This window comes from Bacillus sp. R86525, from assembly GCF_042466195.1.
Taxonomy (GTDB): Bacteria; Bacillota; Bacilli; order Bacillales; family Bacillaceae_G; genus Bacillus_A; species Bacillus_A nitratireducens.
On sequence record NZ_JAXHPX010000007.1, the window covers coordinates 3253768 to 3272005 of the forward strand.

Here is an 18238-nt window from a genome sequence, read left to right on the forward strand (position 1 = left end):
TATGAAAACTAAAATATTCTTAAGCGGCCCCCGTTTAGAAGTTAATACTTCATTTATATCCACCTAATTCGGCCCCTGTCCTATATATCCCTTGAGACGGGAGTCTTATTACCCATATATAGCTAGATAACTTCAGTATAAACTTATAAAAGTGAAAAGTTTGTCTAAATTTTGGAGATTCTATAATTTTTTTCTTCTATATATTGTATACGATTATATCTAGAGTATAACAAATAAATTAAAAAGTGCCTTTATAAAGAGGCACTTTTCGACTGTATTTCTTCTCTTTTCTTTTTGCGCTTACTAACAATCTTTGATAGAGCGATACTAATTTCATAAATACAAATAAGCGGTACTGCTACTAAACTATGTGATAAAAAATCAGGCGGCGATATACACGATGCAATGATAATCAATGCTACGTATGCATACCTTCTTATTTTTATTAGAAATTCCGCCGTCAACAGTCCAATACTCGTTAAAAACATTACTACTACAGGCAATTCAAAAATTACAGCAAATGGAACTGTTAAATTGAGAACAAAATGAAAATACTTTTCTGTCGTAAACATCGTATTAAACATTTCATTACCTATCGTAGTTAAAAAATGAAATAAAAACGGCATTACAATGAAATATCCAAAGCATAAACCTGCAATAAATAATATAGACAATACCGGTATATACATCACTGTCATCTTTTGTTCATTTGGATGTAAACCCGGTTTTACAAATAACCAAATTTGTATAGCAGCAAAAGGAATTGTACAAACGATAGCAAATACTGTAGCAATCGAGAAAAAAATCCACAATACATCACTTGGACCGAGAACAGTTAATTTCATTGGTAAATCTTTTACAAGCCAAAAATAAATATCCTTCGTAAAAGTGAATCCAATAATTAAAAATAGCACAAAGGATAGCACTGTATATATTACTCGTTTGCGAAGCTCAACTATATGTTCTACTACGCTCATTTCCCGATCTTCCATCTCGTTCACCACACTTTATTTATCCATTACAAGGAAAATTCATTACATTTTTTCTTTCTTTTCCTTCTCTTGAAATGCATCATCAGTCAATTCTTTCGTTGATTTTTTGAATTCTTTTAACGTTTCCCCTAAAGCCTTCCCGATTTCCGGCAATTTTTTAGGTCCAAATAAAATGAGTACAGCTACTAAAATTAAAATTAACCCTGGAAAGCCAATATTTGAAAACATTTCCCCATCCCCTTTTTTTAGTAGATTCCTTGTCCTACTATTACATAATTTTATTTTGTCAAAAAAGTTTGAAAACGTCAACAAGTCCGTTGTCTTTTGTCAAAAAAATTCAAAAATATAATCAATTATACAAATTTCATTTTCTATTGTCTTTGTGTATGATATGGTAAGGGAAACGACATATTATTTTATGATAGTAGAAAGGATTTGCATTATGACTGAAAAAATGACACGAATGACACATTTTGTGAAAGAGGAAATTGCAAATGCAATTACACATGGTATCGGTGCCATTTTAAGCATCCCTGCCTTAATTATATTAATTATTCATGCTTCTAAACATGGTACTGCATCTGCTGTTGTTGCATTTACTGTTTATGGTGTAAGCATGTTCTTACTGTACTTGTTTTCAACGTTGCTACATAGCATTCACCATCCAAAGGTAGAAAAATTATTTACTATTTTAGATCACTCAGCCATCTATTTATTAATCGCCGGCACATATACTCCGTTTCTACTCATTACACTTCGTGGACCTTTAGGCTGGACGTTACTCGCTATTATATGGACACTTGCAATTGGCGGTATTGTCTTCAAAATTTTCTTTGTACGTCGCTTTATAAAAGCATCAACTTTATGTTATATCATTATGGGATGGCTCATAATCGTTGCTATTAAACCACTTTATGAAAATCTAACTGGACATGGTTTTTCCCTACTTTTAGCAGGTGGCATTTTATATTCAGTCGGGGCAATCTTCTTCCTTTGGGAAAAGCTACCTTTCAATCATGCCATTTGGCATCTCTTCGTTTTAGGTGGCAGTACAATGATGTTCTTTTGTGTACTCTTTTACGTCTTACCTGCAGTTTAATAAAAAAAGTTTCAGCTTGATGTAAGCTGAAACTTTTTTTATTACTTATGTAATTGAGATGCAATAACATCCTGTGTATGTTTTGTTAATTCTTTAATATCCATATTCGCATACTCTTCAGGTGTAATCGGCTTAGAAATCGTTACTGTTGCATGAGCTGGTTTCATACGATTTCCATTCGCTTCAAACATCTTATATGTACCATCTAACGTTACAGGTAAGATTGCTACACCAGATTTTACTGCTAGGTGAAAACTACCAGCTTTAAACTCTCCAATTTCGCCACCCTTACTTCTCGTTCCTTCAGGGAAAATTACGATAGAATGTCCATTCTTTAATAGTTCAATTCCATCTTTAATCGCTTGAAGAGATTGACGACGATCATTACGAACCATAAATACACAGTTCATAAGTTCCATCCAAGTTGGTACAACTGGAAATTTCTTAATCTCTGCCTTTGAAACGAATCCAATTGGTTTATTCAAGTAACCTAGTAAAACAGGAATATCCATATTACTTTGATGATTACTTACAACTAGTACCGGCTTGTCTTTCGGAACATTTTCAAGCCCTTTTACTTCTACTGTCGATCCAGCAACACGTACCATTTTTTTACCAAACCAATTTGTCGTTTTATACACAGCATTATCTTTTTCTTGCAGTGACATCGTATTTACTTGTTTTTTAAGACGCCACATTCTCGGTGTAATCGCAATTACGATTAAAATTAAATAAAAGATTTTAAAAAACGTTTGAATCATACAGAACCCCCACCTATTATCATTCCGACCTTCATTATACTAGACAAACGAAGGAAAAAGAAGAAAAAATGTCCAAACAACAAGTGTTTGGACATTTTTAAGTAGTCTATATTAGAAACGTTTTGCTAATTCACGTGCGTTAGCAATTGCTGCTTCTTTAATTTCTTGTGCTTTTTCAGGATTAGCATTCATACCTTCAACTGCAATATATTCAGTTTCATTTACACCGATGAATCCTAATACTGTTTTCAAGTGATTACGACCGAAGTCTACAGCTGCGTATGCTCCTTCAGAATAAACGCCACCTGTCGCTTGAATGTGAAGTGCTTTTTTGCCTTCTAATAAGCCAACTGGACCATTTTCAGTATATTTGAATGTTTTACCTGCGATTGCTAAGTTATCTAAGTATGCTTTTACTACTGGTGGATAGCTAAAGTTCCACATTGGAGTTACGAATACATAACGATCTGCATGCATAAATGTTTCTAAGTTTGTGTTCATTGCTGCAACTTTTTGTTGTTGAGTTTCACTTAAAGTTTCGAATCCTTCACCTGCTGCAAATTTACCCCAAGCAGCAAATACGTCTGCATCAATTGCTGGTACAGTTGTATTGAATAAATCAATTGTTACAACTTCGTCTTGTGGATGTTCGTTTTTATATGCTTCGATGAAAGCTTCTCCTACTGCCATACCGAAAGAACCTTCTGCTGAATTTGGATTTGCTGTGATAAATAGTACTTTTGTCATTGTATTCTCTCCCTTTTTCTATTTTATCTTTAATTCAAGATTTATAATTCGAAAGTAAATAACTTACCTTATGTAAGTATAATACGAAAAGTTTTAACTGTTGTCAATAAAAATAGCTACTTTTTTTTCGTAAGTTAATAAGTAATACTACTATATTAAGTTTCTGACGAAATAAAAAACTACCTCCTTATTCCATGGAGGTAGTTTTCATCAATTTTTATTTTTGAAAAACATGTTTAACTTTTTCAGCTGGAATATTACTTCCACCTCTACCTTTTACATCTTCAATCATCATTGTAATGACCATATCAGGTGAATTCAAATCAAAAGCAGCGAACCAACCTAGTTCTTTTCCTTCTGCCTCTTTTGATACTTTCAATTCTGCTGTTCCTGTTTTACCAGCAAGGGTCATACCATCAATTTTCGCAATTTTCCCGGTACCATCAGGATCGTTAATTACTTTCGTTAAAGCCGTTTTCAATATATCTTGATTTTCTTTAGAAATCACGTTCTCTTTCCAAGCTTTTGGTTGTTTATCTGTTTTAATAAGATATGGCGACGGAATCTTTCCATCATTTACAATCGGTGCATACGTTAAAGCTAAATGAAGAGGAGTCATTAAGACTTGTCCTTGTCCATATCCTGTATCTGCCATTTGAATATCATTTTTAATACCATCATTTGCGATTTTAGAAGCTGGGAATCCATATTCAATTGGTAATTTCTCATCGAATCCGAATTTTTTTGCTTCACTCATAAATTTGTCTTTTCCGATTTTCATAGCTTCTTGCGCGAAATAAATATTATCCGAGTATTTCATCGCCTTATCAAAATCAATCGGATTCGCATCTTTCACACGCGTTACATAATAATTGCCCCATGAAGAATCTTTTGTCCATTTCAATCCTTCAATTTTCAACTCTTCTTTTGGATCAATTGTTTTCGTTTCAAGACCGATTGCACCTGTAATTGGCTTAAATACAGAACCCGGTACCGATAATTGTGTAAATCGATTCGTCATCGGTTTTTTCGGATCATTATTCCAAGCTTCACGTTGTGCTTTCGATGTGCCTCGTGCTATTAAATTAGGATCATATGCTGGACTACTTACAAGTGCAATTGTTTCTCCACTTTTCGGATTAATTGCTGCACTTGAACCAGCTTCGCCCTTCATTTCATTATACGTTTTTTCTTGAACAGCACTATCGATAGTTAAAGTTACATTTTCTCCATCAACAGCATCTGTTTTCACTATATTTTTAATTTCTTTTCCTTGCGCATCTTCTACAAAGACACGGCCACCTTTTTTACCGCGCAGCTTTTCTTCTAATACTTGCTCTAATCCAGCTTTACCAACTGGCTCATCGGCTTGATAGCCTTTCTTTTGTAGCGTTTTTAAGTCTTCAGCATTCACTTTTCCAATATAGCCAGTAAGATGTGCCGCTGCTTCTCCTAACGGATATGTACGAACATTTACAGGTTTTGTTACAACACCAGGTAAATCAAGATACGTATTTTGAGTTGCCCCTTCAGGTAAAATTCCAATTGGTACGAGATACCCTGGTTTTACCCATTTAGCAGCTAGTTTTTGATCAATTTCTTCTACAGACATATTTAACAACTTCGCTACCGTTTCTTTCGTTTGCGGAGCAGCATCCCCTAACTTTTCAGGAATCATTCCGATTTCAGAAGCTTTACCATTTACCGCAAGATATTTACCGTTACGGTCATATATTTCTCCACGTTTTGGTTGCGTCGTTTGCATACGCACTTTACTATCTTTTGTCATACCAGGGAAAATGAAATCAGGAGTCCAATCTATTTTCCAAGATTCTTTATCTCCATCTTTTTCTTTCACCATTTTTGCTTCATGGCCAAAAGTGATTTTACCTCCAACTGTATCCATGCTTACCTTAAAAGGAACAGGGCCTTCATCTTTTTTATCTTCTTTTACTTCCCCTGTTTCTACCTTTAAGTCTTTCACTTCGATACCAGAATAAATCTTTTCATATTTCTCAGTAAACTCTTTCTTTGAAATATCTTTTTTTGCATTTTCTGATAATTGATCATACATATCTGCAAATTTTTGTTTATTCCATGCTTTTGCATATGTATCAAACGCTTCTTGTGGTTTTTCTTCTTTACCGCATCCGACTAACATGAATGTTAAGCAAAGAAATAGAATCCCCCATATCTTTCTCAATCGATTCTCCTCCTCTTTCTACATGAATACTCTTGAAAATTTTAGCATTTTTTACATGCTATCTTTCATTATAGCACTATCGTATATCATCAATAAACTTATATCTATGAATACAAATAAAAAGATTGATGCGAATGTTCACATCAATCTTTATTATTATTGTTGCTTTTCATATACATGGTAATAGTACGTATACGGATTTTTTTCATCCGTTAAACCTTTTTCTACAAAAATCTCTTTCCAATTTGTCATATCCATTTCTGGGAAGAATGTATCCCCTTCAAATGCATGGTGGATTTTTGTTATATATAATTTGTCTACGTAAGGTAAAAAGAGATCATAAATTTGCGCTCCACCAAAAATAAAAATCTCTTCTTCATTTTTACATAGTTCAAACACTTCTTCTACGGTATGAGCAACTTCACAACCTTCTACATGGTAATCACCGTTACGTGTTACGATAATATTACGTCTTCCTGGAAGCGGTCTACCAATCGCTTCATAGTTTTTTCTTCCCATAATAAGCGGGTGGCCCATCGTCGTTCTCTTCACGTATTGTAATTCACTCGGTAAACGCCAAGGTAAGTTATTATCTTTCCCAATTACTCTATTCTCGTCCATTGCGACCATAAATGAAATAATCATTCTTTTCATCTCCTCTACAATTATACTGCAACCGGTGCTTTAATTGCTGGGTGTGGATCATATCCTTCAATCGTTAAATCTTCCATTTCAAAATCGAATACAGATTTTACATCTGGATTTAATGTAAGTTTCGGGAATGAACGTGGTTCACGTGCCAACTGCTTTTCTACTTGTTCAAAATGATTCGTATAAATATGTGCATCACCAATTGTATGAACAAACTCGCCAACTTCAAGACCACATTCATGTGCAATTAAATGTGTTAGTAATGAATAGCTTGCGATGTTAAATGGAATTCCAAGGAATATATCTCCACTTCTTTGATATAGCTGACAAGAAAGTTTTCCGTCCGCTACATAAAATTGAAATAGCGTATGACAAGGCGGTAAAGCCATACTTGGTACATCTTCAGGATTCCAAGCAGAAACAATTAAGCGACGTGAATCTGGCGTTTTCTTAATCATTTCAATTACATCTTTTAGCTGATCAAGTGTTTCACCAGCTGTCGTTTTCCAAGCACGCCATTGTTTTCCGTATACGTCTCCTAAATATCCAAATTTCGTTGAGAATTCATCGTCTTCTAAAACGTTCTTTTTAAACAATTCCATTTGCTCATCGTATTGCACTTTAAATTTCTCATCTTGTTGTGAGCGAAGACCAAAATCAGTCATATCAGGACCAGTATACTCATCGCTTTCCACCCAGCTCTTAAATGCCCATTCATTCCAAATATTATTATTATGCTGCAATAAATAACGAATATTTGTATCACCTTTCATAAACCAAAGCAGTTCACTTGCTACAAGGCGAAATGGGACTCTCTTTGTCGTTAATAAAGGAAATCCTTTACTTAGATCGAAACGCATTTGGTAACCAAATACAGATACAGTACCAGTCCCCGTACGATCTTCTTTCTTTGTACCGTGCTCCATTACGTGACGGCATAAATTTAAGTATTCATATTCAGCATGTTTCATATGTAGGAAAACCTTCTTTCAATCTTATATGAAATTTATCATAACATGAAAAACAGTGAATTTAATAATCTTGATTAATAAAATTTCATTTCAATAATTCTTACAAAATTATTAACTTTCCATAATTATAAAGGTTTTCATTTTCTATTACCGAAAGTATAGTGCGGTAGGATAAAATTTATATTTGGAGGTTAGAAGTATGTCTAAAATTGAAACTCCTGTTATGACTTCTTTACAAACAACGGTTGAAAAAATGATGAAGGATTTAAATGTTCCTGGTGCTGCTGTAGCTGTTATAAAAGACGGTGAAGTTATTATTTCGGAAGGTTTCGGCTATCGTAATATAGAGACAAAAGAGGCTGTTACACCGAGTACTCGGTTCGCAATTGGTTCCTCAACGAAAGCTTTTGGCACACTTTCATTAAGTTTATTAGCACAGCAAAAAAAGTTTAATTGGGATACTTCTGTCCAGTCTTATATACCTAACTTCTCTTTATCTGAACTACTTGCTAACTCGCAAGTTACAGGACGAGATTTAGCTTCTCATCGTACTGGGGTAAGTCGTCACGATGCTCTTTGGTACAGTTCTTCCTTAACTCGAAAAGATCTTGTTGAAAAAATAAAACATTTATCACTTGATGCACCGTTCCGCACAGCATTTCTTTATAACAACTTAATGTATGCGACAATTAGTTATATTGTAGAAAACATTACGAATCAAACATGGGAACAATATGTTGCAGAACATATTTTAGAGCCTTTAAATATGGATCAAACAAACTTCTCTGTTACAGACTCACAAAATACAGATGATTACGCATTACCTTACGTTGAAAATAACGGTGAAATGAAAGAAGTTCCATTCCGTAACATTGATACAGTTGGCGCTGCTGGATGTATTAATTCTACAATTGAAGATATGGCAAATTGGGTACTTCTTCACTTAAACGAAGGGAAATTTGGTGATCATGAACTAATCTCCTCTGAATTATTACAACAACTGTGTACACCACATAATTCAATTCCAGATCAACCAGCTTTATCACTTCCTGAATCTCCATTAAATAGTTATGGGCTTGGTTGGTTTATTAGCGCTTACCGTGGTTATAAAATGATTCATCACGGCGGTAATATCGATGGATTTTCAGCGTTTGTTTCATTTATGCCAAATGAAAATGTAGGTCTCGTTATATTAACGAATGCTGGAGGTACATTACTGCCTATATATCTTGCTAACCAAATTTACGACGAGCTACTCGGATTAGAATCTATCGACTGGCATAAACGTGCTGTAGAAGATAGTGAAAAAATGAAGGAAATGATGAAAGAAACAACTGAATCCATTCCTGAACAAATTAAAGGTACTACACCTTCTCACAAGTTAGAGGATTATACTGGTACTTTTGAACATCCTGCATATGGAACGTTACAAGTATACAAACGAGATGATTCGTTATATGTACAATTTATGGAGATGGAAATTCAATTAGGGCATCATCACTACGACATTTTCTCTGCAGAAGTTGATTTATTCCAAATGAAAATGAGTTTATTATTCTCTTATGAAATGAATGTAAGTGGTGAATTCCCATCGCTGCAGTTACATGTACCTGCAATGCTAAGTACCCAACCTCTTACATTTACTAAAATTGAATAGTTAATTTTATAGAGGGAAGCTTTCGCTTCCCTCTATTTTTTCACAAGTAGAAATTCCATCTAAAACTATTAATTTGATTATCTAATTGAACAAATGATCTTTTAATATTAATCAAACCATTCATCATTAAATAATCTCAAAATAATCCTTCATAGAGCATTGTTTTCTTATTACCGTTTTACTGAATATGGAAGAATATAGTTATTATTGGCGAGTTTAATTTTCTTATCTCTCCAAATAAATTTTTCCAAACACATAAACACAGTTACCGCGATAGCGACTCCAACTGTAACATCTGAAGCAAAATGAGCTCCTACCATAATACGACTCAATGGTACCACTATCATCCATAAAAGAATGAGAATCCAAACACCTATTTTTTTTCTTTTTAGGGAAGCGAAATATTCCGGTAATAAACTAAACCAAATGACTAGCGCTGCATTGGCACTATGACCTGATGGAAACGACATAAACTCATCACTTTTAGCGATTCCCTGAGGTACAAACCATTTTGAAAACCCTTCAAACGATCCAATAGAAACCATATGACGATAGCGTTCTCTATCCCATCCTAATTTTATTAAATTAAATGTAATTAATACAATAACTACACTTAACAATCCAATTAATGCAATTTCTCTCAATCTTGCATCATCATATTTACTCCATGATTTAGAAATCATATAACAAGCCACAATAAAGCAAAGCATAAAAATTGGAATTAAAAATTTTGAAATGGTTAAATAATGTACTAACATAAATGCAGCTATAAAAGCGAACAAAAGAATGATTACTCCATAGCCAATTACAGATAGAAAATATCCTCTTGAACCTTGATTTTTTCTAGTTTTAAATAAATACATACTAGAAAATAGGGCAATAAGCATCGCTGGAATTTCTCCTATAGCTTGTAAAAAAAGAGCAATCTTATTAGTTGGTTCATATAAACTATTGGATATTTGTAAGTCTGTAAACGCAAAGATACATAGTAAAATAGCAAAGCTAACAATTAATATCACTTTTCTATTTTTCATCATTCTCCCTACTTTCTACTATGCTTTAATATAAAATTCCCCATTTCAATTGCTAAATCTTCACTTTGAGGATAAACACCTACGTTATCTCCATAAGCATGCCCTAAACCTCTATAAAGGACTGTTTCAGTATCAACTCCTTTGTTAGTTAATTTAGCTGCATACGCTAAACATTCTATCATTAGAAAATCATGCTCTCCTACCGTAATAAATGTACTTGGATAATCTGGGGATACATCAACATATGGGCTTAAATACTTAGAATTAATTTCTTTCGTACCAAGTACTTCTGACATACCTCCAACCATTGAATGCATAATATTAAGCATTTTTTCTAATCCTTTTTTATACTTTGGAGCAATTTCATATTTATCTATACTCCAAGAATAAAACTCATCTTCATAATCACACATATTAATTGTAGGATACAGTAGCAACTGTCCCTTCACGTACTTCCTACCATCTTCCAAATCTTTAGTTGTACAATACTGTGTTAAGTTCCCTCCTGCACTATCACCTGCCACAAAGATATTATTCTTATCACCACCTAATGTGTCAGCATTCTCATAAATCCACTTTAAAGTAGTGTAACAATCTGTATGCCCAGTTGGAAAAGGATTTTCTGGAGCTAATCGATAATCCACAGAAACAGCTAATATATCTGTTTTTTCCACTATCAATTTCACAAGTTCTTCTACTACATCTGGTGAACCTGCCATAAATCCACCACCATGAATAAAGTATAGAATTGGTGCATTCTCTTGTTTAGAACTACTATTATAAATTCTTATCGGAATATCAAATCCATCTTCAGCTTTCACAGTTTTATGCGTAATATTTATGTCTTTAGTGACAATGGGAACACTTTTAATTCCATTAAATTGTTTTCGCATATTCTTTACTGATTTTTCAGAAGCATCCATTTTCATCATATTTTTAGGCATAAACCTCATTACATTCATTTGAACCTTCATATCCTTATAAAGACGTGGATCCATAGCACCTTTTTCATCACAATCTGGTATGTTTTTTACTAAGATTTTTGCCCCCTGCACATTGATGATTTCTTGTTTTTCTTGCATTTTTTCTAATAAGTCTAAGTCATATTTTCTAGTCATCTAGTATTCATCCTCTCTCATTTTAAGCGTTTTCATTTTTAGGGATTATATAAATCCCCTTTGAAACTTACTTCAAACGCTATTATTAAATTAAAAACGTTCCATGTACAAAATGTACCATGGAACGTTTTTTTATTGTTGTTCATATCTGATTCAATTATTGTCATTTTTTGATGTGCTATTTTTCCTATACTGTAATGGTGTATATCCATATTTGTCTTTAAACTGTGAAATAAATGATTTCACATTTGGAAATCCATGTTTCAGCGCTATATCTTGTATAGAATTTGTACTTCTAATAATATCTTCATAAGCTTTATAGAGCCTGTATCTCGTTAAAAAAGTGGTGAAATTTGATCCGAACGATTTTTTAAACATACGTGAAAAATGTTCTTCACTTACAAAAAAGTATTTGGCCACATCTTTCAGTTTTAGTTCCTCATCATAATGTTTGTAAATATACGTAATCATTTCTTTCTGTCTATTTCCAAGTTGAAAATCATTGTCTATATTCTCCCCATCTTTGCAATATCGCAATAGAATATAAACAATTTCATAAATTAAACTATTAATTTTTATGTAAGTTAAATCATCAGAATTTGTGACTAACCCCTTTAATTCATAAAACATTTGCTGGAGGTTAGTTTTCTGAACAACTGATTCCTTTATATTGAATCTATATTTATCAAAATCTTCATTTAGCTCTTTAAGAAATTCATAAGAAATAATTAACATCATTACTGCACAACTTGTATTTTCAACTTTTTCAAATTCATGAACATCTCCACTATTTACAAAAATAAATTCGCCAGCAGATACTTTCTTTTTTTGCCCATTCACATACAAGAAAACTTCTCCATATACGACTAGGCTAATTTCAATACTTCTATGCCAGTGCGGAGGAATATAATAGTGAAAACCAGTAGGTAACATTGTGTCTTCTATATATTCAACCATTCCTGGAATTTTATCACGTAATTTTATTTCTTCATATTTACCTTGCCTGAATTTCAATAATCCACCCCCTTTTTTTATTATAATGGATTCGTCAAGTTTCTCATTATGTATAAAGGTGAAGGAATGTCCGGAATTGGTATACAACCGCATATACATATCCCGTGGACTCCGGAACGTATACAAGAAGATGTGGATTTAAAGTTAGCATTACAACTGCTCCAAAACGAAGAATGGTAAAAAAATAAAGGTAGATGTGAATCACACCTACCTTTTCTATTTCATATCAATCTTTTCTGGTTGAAACCAAATTGGCTTTAATAGCTCAAAGTTTTTATGATCCTCTAAAACGATAGTAAGGCGTTCTAACGTATCATCTAACATATGCGGTGCTGCTCGTAAACTCCAGACAACTGATGAGAAAACTGTCATACCAACGTACACCGCATATAATTTCCAGAACTCCTCTGGTATTCTCCCATTAAAGTATCCTTCTATTTGTCCGATTGAATACGGAATACTAATATCCCTTGCAAATAGTGCAATTTTTACGAAATCATGAAGTGGATCGCCCCAGTCGTAGCCATTAAAATCAACAACACCTACATATTTCGCATCACGTACAATTATATTCTCTAAATGAAAATCGTCATGTTGAAATCGATTTGGGCGGTTCTTTAAATATATTTCATTTTCATCTATAAACTTTATGATTTTATCATCATTTTTTATTTTTATTCCACATGTTTTATATGCCTCTACATATTTTCGATGTTTTTTCATTGCTCTTTCATACCATGGAAGTATGTCCTTAGGAGCTTCATATGTATGCATTTTTGCTAAATCTTTTCCTGCCTCTATACCAATTTCATATTGTTCTTTTGGTGTATATGTAGGCAACAATTTTTTCGCATCTTCCCCCTCTATATATGAGAAAATACTATATACACCTTCTTCTTCCAATATACCTATTTCAATCGGCCTTTGTGCCTGTACGTTACGTTTTACCATTTCATTTAAAATTTGAAATTCTATTTTCCTTCTTTCATACTCTCGTATATCGCCAATCCGTAACAAATATTTTTCATCATCAATTGTCGTAACTATATATTTCTTATCAGGAGAGAAACCTTTAGAGATTTCTTCAATATTTGCTGCATCTTTTACTATTTGTATATTGTTTTTCCACGTTGTAATTATCTTCATGTCTATTCTCCTTACGTTTCTGTATTCGGTGTATACGCAACCTCTACAATATAGCCCTTCGGGTCATAAAAGTCTATTGTATAGTAACATCCGAATAATGATTCATTTCAATTGGACCACGTATAACCTTCACCTTATTACCAGCAAGAAACTTTGCTACCCAAAATTCAATATGATGAATACGCCCCTTGTACTACTTGCACAATTTCCATCGGTGTATTGACCATATAATCTGGTGCATCTTTTTTCACTGTTTCAATGACATCATATCCCCAAGATACCCAAATTACATTCACCCCAGCCTTTTTACATGCTGCTACATCTCGCTGTTCGTCACCAACGTATAACATATCTTTCTCTGTTATCTTTTTCGATTTTAAAAATCTTTTAATCATTTTATCTTTGCCAAACAAATTTTTAGAGCAATACACTTCTTGTATATTTTCTATATCATTATTGTGTAAAAATGCCCGAATATGCTCTTCTGAGTTCGATGATATGACTGCAATTCCGTAGCCTTTTTTATGTAGTTCATCTAATACATCCTTCATCCCATGGAACAAAATGAGATCTTTTATAGCAGGTTGATACAATTTATAAAACTCCAGCGCTAATATCGGTAGTTTATACAGTGGTACATCGAGTTGTTTACATCTCTCTGGCATCGTTAATTTACGTAAATACTCAATTTCTTCTTCCCTTACCGTTTTATATCCGTGCTTTTCAGCAAGTTGATTATAAATCGGTACAAATATATTTTGTGAATCTACTAATGTGCCATCAAAGTCAAAAACGATATATTTTTGCATTCCCTTACTCCCTTTGCTTTTTTTCCTAAACATATATTATTCAACAACATAAATGTCTTACCCTTTCATAAATATAAAAAAAGAACAAGATTTTCTCTTGTTCTTTTTTAAGACAGCCATTTCGGCGGTACATTTGTATTCCAATAAATATTTCCTAACTCATGGTGTCCTGAGTACCCATCATCAAAACGATGATAGTGGAAATTAAAATAATATCCATCTTGCGGCGGATGATCTCTCCTCACATGAAATCGCAGTAAGTCATTTCCTGATTTCGTATCATAAACATGAAAAATCTTTTCATTATTTCCGCCAGCTGGTCTTTGAGAAATCGCTAATGATTGTAACGATTCTTCTGGCACATCATTGGCAAGTTCCGCAATTGCCTCTTCAATTTTAGGTAATACAACATCTTTAAATTCATCTTCAATTACAGGCCCAATTTTAGAGCCAAATTTTTGCATAGATTGCATCTCTGCTTCTTGCATCGCATAATTAATAAAGGTATCGGTGGTTAACCTATCATTCGTTTCTTCATATGTATAGGACGTACTCTCCAAATTTTGTTGCCCAGCTGTGCTCGTAGGCTTGTCCGCAGCTTTGGCATTATCAAGTAATATGGAAGGAGGCGTCACTAAACCAAATGTAAATACGGTAATTAATGCGACTAAGGTTTTTCTAAACCAATTTGGCATTTATGTTCCCTCCCCTTTCGCTCATTATATTTTATATAACGATTGTTTCTTCTATTATACAAAATGATTGTAATTTTTGCACTTTACAATTTTGTTAACGTTCACATATTTTTCACTTGAATATGAAATTGTAAGATTTCATACACTATAAATACAACAACAACGAGGAGGCGATCAGATGACTTTAGATGCCATGTACTCCGCCGCAAGCATACTCCTTTTAGTATATTTTATTTATCAGTGTGTTACAGACTAGAAAAAGAGCCGTTTCCGGCTCTTTTCTATGGTAAAAATACAATCCAACCAATGAATACTATAAAAATAAACCCAATAATAACTGCTGGCAATAAGTAAAACTGAGAAAGGATAACTGTCCCGTATATGAATACGACTGGAAAGAGCAAATAACGATCTGCCTTCCATCTTAACAATAGTAATTTTCCTTCATCACAATATAAATGAAGAAACATTTTTTTCGTAAATTCATTCCAATAATCGCGCGCATAACGAGAAATTCCAACTAAAGCAAATGCAAGAATAATAGATGCAATCCACCTCGGACTCATGATAATACTGACAGTGCTTATACATACAATTTGAATATAAAATATTCGTGCACTACTTGTACGGAAAAATTCTTTTAAAAAGGATTCAACAATACGAGAATCCTTTTTCTTCCCTAAAAACTTTTTAGAACGAGGAAACATCCACGGTTTTTTATTCGAACTACTCGGTTTAGCTGTATGACCACCAACTTGCATAATCCCACTCGTCCAGCGCATACTTTCTGCTTTCTCTTTCTCAACTTCTTTAAAAAAGCAATTTTTATAATTTAGTTTTTCTTTTATCAATATGATAATTAGAAAAACTGCTAGACCGATACATAGTATAGAATAAAATGGATTTTTATAAATAAGAAACAGACTCACTCCAAAAAAGGATAGACTTATAGAAGATATTACATTTTTTATAATCCATAGTAGCCATCGTTTCCCCACACGTACATGAATAAATCTCGTTAATAACGACAACATAAATCGAAATACAGTAAAGAATAGCCAAAATAATACGACTTGTACCTTCGTCACTCCAATACTTTTCATCAACACCGGTAACATAGCAACTACTACTACTACATTCGTTATCGCTATTCGAATAAACGTATATGTCATGCCATACTGAATTAACTTTTGCATGTGAGCGGGATACGAAATTAAAAATAAACTATCCGCTTGTTCAAAAAACGTGCGTACACCTCTCGAATATGTTACAAGATAAAATGCGAGTAAACCTAATCCGAAATACACCGTCTCTTCCATCGATAATGTTTCCGTCCATAGTGATCGATAATAGATTCCCATAAATATAAGTGCTGGAATAATTATATATAACGCAACTGTCCAATCTGTTACCGAACGTATGGACTTCCATTTCCGCTGGAGTTCATGGCGTAATCTTTTATAAAATTGTTTTTTAATCATGCTGTTCACGCCTTACGATTACATCAAAACAGTCTAATAATGAACTCCCTGGCATTTCTGCTAACGTTTGAATTGCCTCTAAATGACCATCTGCGACTAATGTACCTTTTGATATGAGTAAAAATCTTTCACAAATTCTTTCAGCAGTATCCAATACGTGCGTACAAAGTAAAATTCCTGCCCCGCGCTCTTTTTCTTTATATAAATAACTTAAAAACTCTTTCGTAGCTACTGGATCTAATCCGATAAAAGGTTCGTCAATTATATAAAAATCTGGCTTAGTTAAAAACGCCAATATAAGCATCGATTTTTGTTTCATCCCTTTTGAAAACTTTGATAAATACTCATGCTTATGCTTATCCATTCGAAACATATGTAATAATTCTTCAGCTTCCCTTTCCCAGCTTCCTACTTCATTCTCACGAGCAGCCATTAATAATTCAATATGTTCCCATAGCGTTAAATAATCATAATATGTCGGATGCTCCGGCACATATGCATAAGGGTTCTTTTTTTCACCGAATGATATTTCACCATTCATATTTACAAGTAAACCGAGCATCGTTTTAATCGTCGTACTCTTCCCAGCACCATTCGCACCAATAAGTGCAACTAATTCACCTTTTTCAATCGAAAAGGCAATATCATGAATTGTCTTTTCCTCTATATCATATCCGGCAGAGCGGATATTCACGTCTAACATACATTCCCCTTCTTTCCATTTCCAATACAATCAAGGAAAAGAATAACATATAACTATCTATATATCATTATAAAATATTTATTTTCATAGCAGGAATAAATATTTTTTTACAGAAATACTTAATGTTTGATTACATTTTATTGGAGTGGATAATATGTCTTTTCAAATTCGTGAAGCTACGATAGACGATATAGATGCACTTTGTTCTTTAACGAAAGAGTTAAAAGGTTCCTCTATTTCCTATGAAGATATGAACAACCGATTGCAATTCGTACAAATGAGTCCCTTTGATTTTTTATATGTTTATGAGGAAGAAGAAAATATATATGGATTACTTGGGTTTCGTATACGTGAAAATTTAGAAGATATAACTCGTTATGGAGAAATTTCAATTATTAGCGTTGATTCTACAATACGGCGAAAAGGCATTGGACAAATATTAATGGATTATGCAGAGCAATTAGCAAAGACACATAATTGTATCGGCACATGGCTAGTCAGTGGTACAAAAAGAGTAGAAGCACATCCATTTTATAAAAAATTAGGGTATGAAATAAATGGATATCGATTTGTAAAACATTTTTAAACTACTTATAAATTGAAAGGACTATAACTATGACAAACATCGAAGCTATTTTTATTGATCGTGACGGTACAATTGGCGGTGACACTACAATACATTATCCAGGCTCTTTTACATTATTTCCTTTTACAAAAGCAGCATTACAAAAACTAAAAGCTAAAAACATAAAGGTTTTCTCCTTTACAAATCAACCAGGTATCGCAGATGGGATAGCCACTGTTGCTGATTTTGTACAGGAATTAAAAGGGTTCGGCTTTGATGATATTTACGTATGTCCTCACAAACACGGTGATGGTTGTGAATGTCGCAAACCAAATACAGGTATGCTGCTACAAGCAGCTGAAAAACACGGGCTTACTTTAACAAAATGCGCTGTAATTGGTGATCGCTGGACCGATATCGTTGCAGGAGCAACAGTACATGCGACAACGATATTAGTGCGAACAGGCGCTGGATATGATGCTTTACATACGTACCGAGACAAATGGGCACATATTGAACCAAACTACATTGCAGAAAACTTTGAGGATGCTACAAATTGGGTTTTAAATCAACTATAATACAGATTAAAAAA

19 protein-coding genes and 2 pseudogenes are annotated in these 18238 nt (G+C 33.5%); 5 read left to right on the forward strand and 16 right to left on the reverse strand.

What is annotated here, in order from left to right:
* Positions 1-251: 251 nt before the first annotated feature.
* Together tatC and SJY24_RS19435 are read right to left on the reverse strand one after the other, a co-directional pair.
* A complete protein-coding gene (gene tatC / locus SJY24_RS19430; RefSeq protein WP_000390123.1) occupies positions 252-992 on the reverse strand; it encodes a twin-arginine translocase subunit TatC in 741 nt (246 codons plus the stop codon).
* Positions 993-1034: 42 nt separating this feature from the next.
* Positions 1035-1220, reverse strand: coding sequence for a twin-arginine translocase TatA/TatE family subunit (locus tag SJY24_RS19435; RefSeq protein ID WP_000492443.1), 186 nt, complete (start codon positions 1218-1220; stop codon positions 1035-1037).
* A gap of 214 nt (positions 1221-1434) precedes the next feature.
* Here SJY24_RS19435 and trhA point away from each other — a divergent pair, with 214 nt between their 5' ends.
* Complete coding sequence (trhA, locus tag SJY24_RS19440) at positions 1435-2091, forward strand: PAQR family membrane homeostasis protein TrhA (RefSeq protein WP_098500252.1); 657 nt, start codon at positions 1435-1437, stop codon at positions 2089-2091.
* Positions 2092-2132: 41 nt separating this feature from the next.
* Here trhA and SJY24_RS19445 read toward each other — a convergent pair whose 3' ends face one another.
* The 5 genes from SJY24_RS19445 to SJY24_RS19465 form a co-directional block, all read right to left on the reverse strand.
* Complete coding sequence (locus SJY24_RS19445) at positions 2133-2852, reverse strand: lysophospholipid acyltransferase family protein (RefSeq protein WP_377865843.1); 720 nt, start codon at positions 2850-2852, stop codon at positions 2133-2135.
* A gap of 111 nt (positions 2853-2963) precedes the next feature.
* Complete coding sequence (locus tag SJY24_RS19450; RefSeq protein ID WP_377865844.1) at positions 2964-3599, reverse strand: FMN-dependent NADH-azoreductase; 636 nt, start codon at positions 3597-3599, stop codon at positions 2964-2966.
* 217 nt (positions 3600-3816) lie between these two features.
* Positions 3817-5802 carry a penicillin-binding protein 3 gene (pbpC, locus tag SJY24_RS19455; RefSeq protein ID WP_377865845.1) on the reverse strand — a complete coding sequence of 662 codons (1986 nt, stop codon included), beginning with the start codon at positions 5800-5802 and terminating at the stop codon, positions 3817-3819.
* 156 nt (positions 5803-5958) lie between these two features.
* Complete coding sequence (locus tag SJY24_RS19460; protein ID WP_377865846.1) at positions 5959-6447, reverse strand: dihydrofolate reductase; 489 nt, start codon at positions 6445-6447, stop codon at positions 5959-5961.
* 20 nt (positions 6448-6467) lie between these two features.
* Complete coding sequence (locus SJY24_RS19465; RefSeq protein ID WP_377865847.1) at positions 6468-7424, reverse strand: thymidylate synthase; 957 nt, start codon at positions 7422-7424, stop codon at positions 6468-6470.
* Between the two features lie 199 nt (positions 7425-7623).
* On the opposite strand from SJY24_RS19465, the gene SJY24_RS19470 reads away from it, so the two are divergent.
* Positions 7624-9081 (forward strand): serine hydrolase, encoded by a 1458-nt coding sequence (locus SJY24_RS19470; protein WP_377865848.1) that lies wholly within the window; start codon positions 7624-7626, stop codon positions 9079-9081.
* 170 nt (positions 9082-9251) lie between these two features.
* Here SJY24_RS19470 and SJY24_RS19475 read toward each other — a convergent pair whose 3' ends face one another.
* The 3 genes from SJY24_RS19475 to SJY24_RS19485 form a co-directional block, all read right to left on the reverse strand.
* The gene (locus SJY24_RS19475; protein ID WP_377865849.1) at positions 9252-10115 is read right to left on the reverse strand and encodes a phosphatase PAP2 family protein; all 864 of its coding nucleotides are present in this window, start codon (positions 10113-10115) and stop codon (positions 9252-9254) included.
* A gap of 8 nt (positions 10116-10123) precedes the next feature.
* Complete coding sequence (locus SJY24_RS19480) at positions 10124-11233, reverse strand: alpha/beta hydrolase (RefSeq protein WP_377865850.1); 1110 nt, start codon at positions 11231-11233, stop codon at positions 10124-10126.
* 153 nt (positions 11234-11386) lie between these two features.
* Positions 11387-12247, reverse strand: coding sequence for an AraC family transcriptional regulator (locus SJY24_RS19485; RefSeq protein ID WP_377865851.1), 861 nt, complete (start codon positions 12245-12247; stop codon positions 11387-11389).
* A 45-nt stretch (positions 12248-12292) separates the two neighbouring features.
* Here SJY24_RS19485 and SJY24_RS19490 point away from each other — a divergent pair.
* A pseudogene (locus SJY24_RS19490) lies at positions 12293-12427 on the forward strand (S41 family peptidase); the annotation flags it as partial.
* 36 nt (positions 12428-12463) lie between these two features.
* Here the strand turns inward: SJY24_RS19490 and SJY24_RS19495 are convergent.
* The 6 genes and pseudogenes from SJY24_RS19495 to SJY24_RS19515 form a co-directional block, all read right to left on the reverse strand.
* Positions 12464-13393: an aminoglycoside phosphotransferase family protein gene (locus tag SJY24_RS19495; protein WP_377865852.1), complete on the reverse strand. Its 930-nt coding sequence runs from the start codon at positions 13391-13393 to the stop codon at positions 12464-12466.
* Positions 13394-13404: 11 nt separating this feature from the next.
* A pseudogene (locus SJY24_RS32085) lies at positions 13405-13553 on the reverse strand (VOC family protein); the annotation flags it as partial.
* 7 nt (positions 13554-13560) lie between these two features.
* On the reverse strand, positions 13561-14202 hold the full coding sequence (locus tag SJY24_RS19500) for an HAD family hydrolase (RefSeq protein ID WP_377865853.1): 642 nt from the start codon (positions 14200-14202) through the stop codon (positions 13561-13563).
* A 107-nt stretch (positions 14203-14309) separates the two neighbouring features.
* Entirely contained in the window at positions 14310-14897 is a 588-nt protein-coding gene (locus SJY24_RS19505; protein WP_377865854.1) for a YpjP family protein, read from the reverse strand.
* Between the two features lie 281 nt (positions 14898-15178).
* Positions 15179-16378 (reverse strand): ABC transporter permease, encoded by a 1200-nt coding sequence (locus SJY24_RS19510; RefSeq protein WP_377865855.1) that lies wholly within the window; start codon positions 16376-16378, stop codon positions 15179-15181.
* Positions 16371-17081 (reverse strand): ABC transporter ATP-binding protein, encoded by a 711-nt coding sequence (locus tag SJY24_RS19515; RefSeq protein ID WP_377865856.1) that lies wholly within the window; start codon positions 17079-17081, stop codon positions 16371-16373. The genes SJY24_RS19510 and SJY24_RS19515 overlap by 8 nt, the downstream gene beginning before the upstream one ends.
* Positions 17082-17235: 154 nt before the next feature.
* On the opposite strand from SJY24_RS19515, the gene SJY24_RS19520 reads away from it, so the two are divergent.
* On the forward strand, positions 17236-17667 hold the full coding sequence (locus SJY24_RS19520; RefSeq protein WP_377865857.1) for a GNAT family N-acetyltransferase: 432 nt from the start codon (positions 17236-17238) through the stop codon (positions 17665-17667).
* Between the two features lie 29 nt (positions 17668-17696).
* Positions 17697-18224 (forward strand): HAD-IIIA family hydrolase, encoded by a 528-nt coding sequence (locus SJY24_RS19525; protein WP_377865858.1) that lies wholly within the window; start codon positions 17697-17699, stop codon positions 18222-18224.
* Positions 18225-18238 lie beyond the last annotated feature (14 nt).

Bases quoted from the DNA above. Each gene is read 5' to 3' on its own strand.
- tatC (WP_000390123.1), bottom strand. From the start codon at position 992: ATGGAAGATCGGGAAATGAGCGTAGTAGAACATATAGTTGAGCTTCGC.
- SJY24_RS19435 (WP_000492443.1), bottom strand. From the start codon at position 1,220: ATGTTTTCAAATATTGGCTTTCCAGGGTTAATTTTAATTTTAGTAGCT.
- trhA (WP_098500252.1), top strand. From the start codon at position 1,435: ATGACTGAAAAAATGACACGAATGACACATTTTGTGAAAGAGGAAATT.
- SJY24_RS19445 (WP_377865843.1), bottom strand. From the start codon at position 2,852: ATGATTCAAACGTTTTTTAAAATCTTTTATTTAATTTTAATCGTAATT.
- SJY24_RS19450 (WP_377865844.1), bottom strand. From the start codon at position 3,599: ATGACAAAAGTACTATTTATCACAGCAAATCCAAATTCAGCAGAAGGT.
- SJY24_RS19460 (WP_377865846.1), bottom strand. From the start codon at position 6,447: ATGATTATTTCATTTATGGTCGCAATGGACGAGAATAGAGTAATTGGG.
- SJY24_RS19465 (WP_377865847.1), bottom strand. From the start codon at position 7,424: ATGAAACATGCTGAATATGAATACTTAAATTTATGCCGTCACGTAATG.
- SJY24_RS19470 (WP_377865848.1), top strand. From the start codon at position 7,624: ATGTCTAAAATTGAAACTCCTGTTATGACTTCTTTACAAACAACGGTT.
- SJY24_RS19475 (WP_377865849.1), bottom strand. From the start codon at position 10,115: ATGAAAAATAGAAAAGTGATATTAATTGTTAGCTTTGCTATTTTACTA.
- SJY24_RS19480 (WP_377865850.1), bottom strand. From the start codon at position 11,233: ATGACTAGAAAATATGACTTAGACTTATTAGAAAAAATGCAAGAAAAA.
- SJY24_RS19495 (WP_377865852.1), bottom strand. From the start codon at position 13,393: ATGAAGATAATTACAACGTGGAAAAACAATATACAAATAGTAAAAGAT.
- SJY24_RS19500 (WP_377865853.1), bottom strand. From the start codon at position 14,202: ATGCAAAAATATATCGTTTTTGACTTTGATGGCACATTAGTAGATTCA.
- SJY24_RS19505 (WP_377865854.1), bottom strand. From the start codon at position 14,897: ATGCCAAATTGGTTTAGAAAAACCTTAGTCGCATTAATTACCGTATTT.
- SJY24_RS19510 (WP_377865855.1), bottom strand. From the start codon at position 16,378: ATGATTAAAAAACAATTTTATAAAAGATTACGCCATGAACTCCAGCGG.
- SJY24_RS19515 (WP_377865856.1), bottom strand. From the start codon at position 17,081: ATGTTAGACGTGAATATCCGCTCTGCCGGATATGATATAGAGGAAAAG.
- SJY24_RS19520 (WP_377865857.1), top strand. From the start codon at position 17,236: ATGTCTTTTCAAATTCGTGAAGCTACGATAGACGATATAGATGCACTT.
- SJY24_RS19525 (WP_377865858.1), top strand. From the start codon at position 17,697: ATGACAAACATCGAAGCTATTTTTATTGATCGTGACGGTACAATTGGC.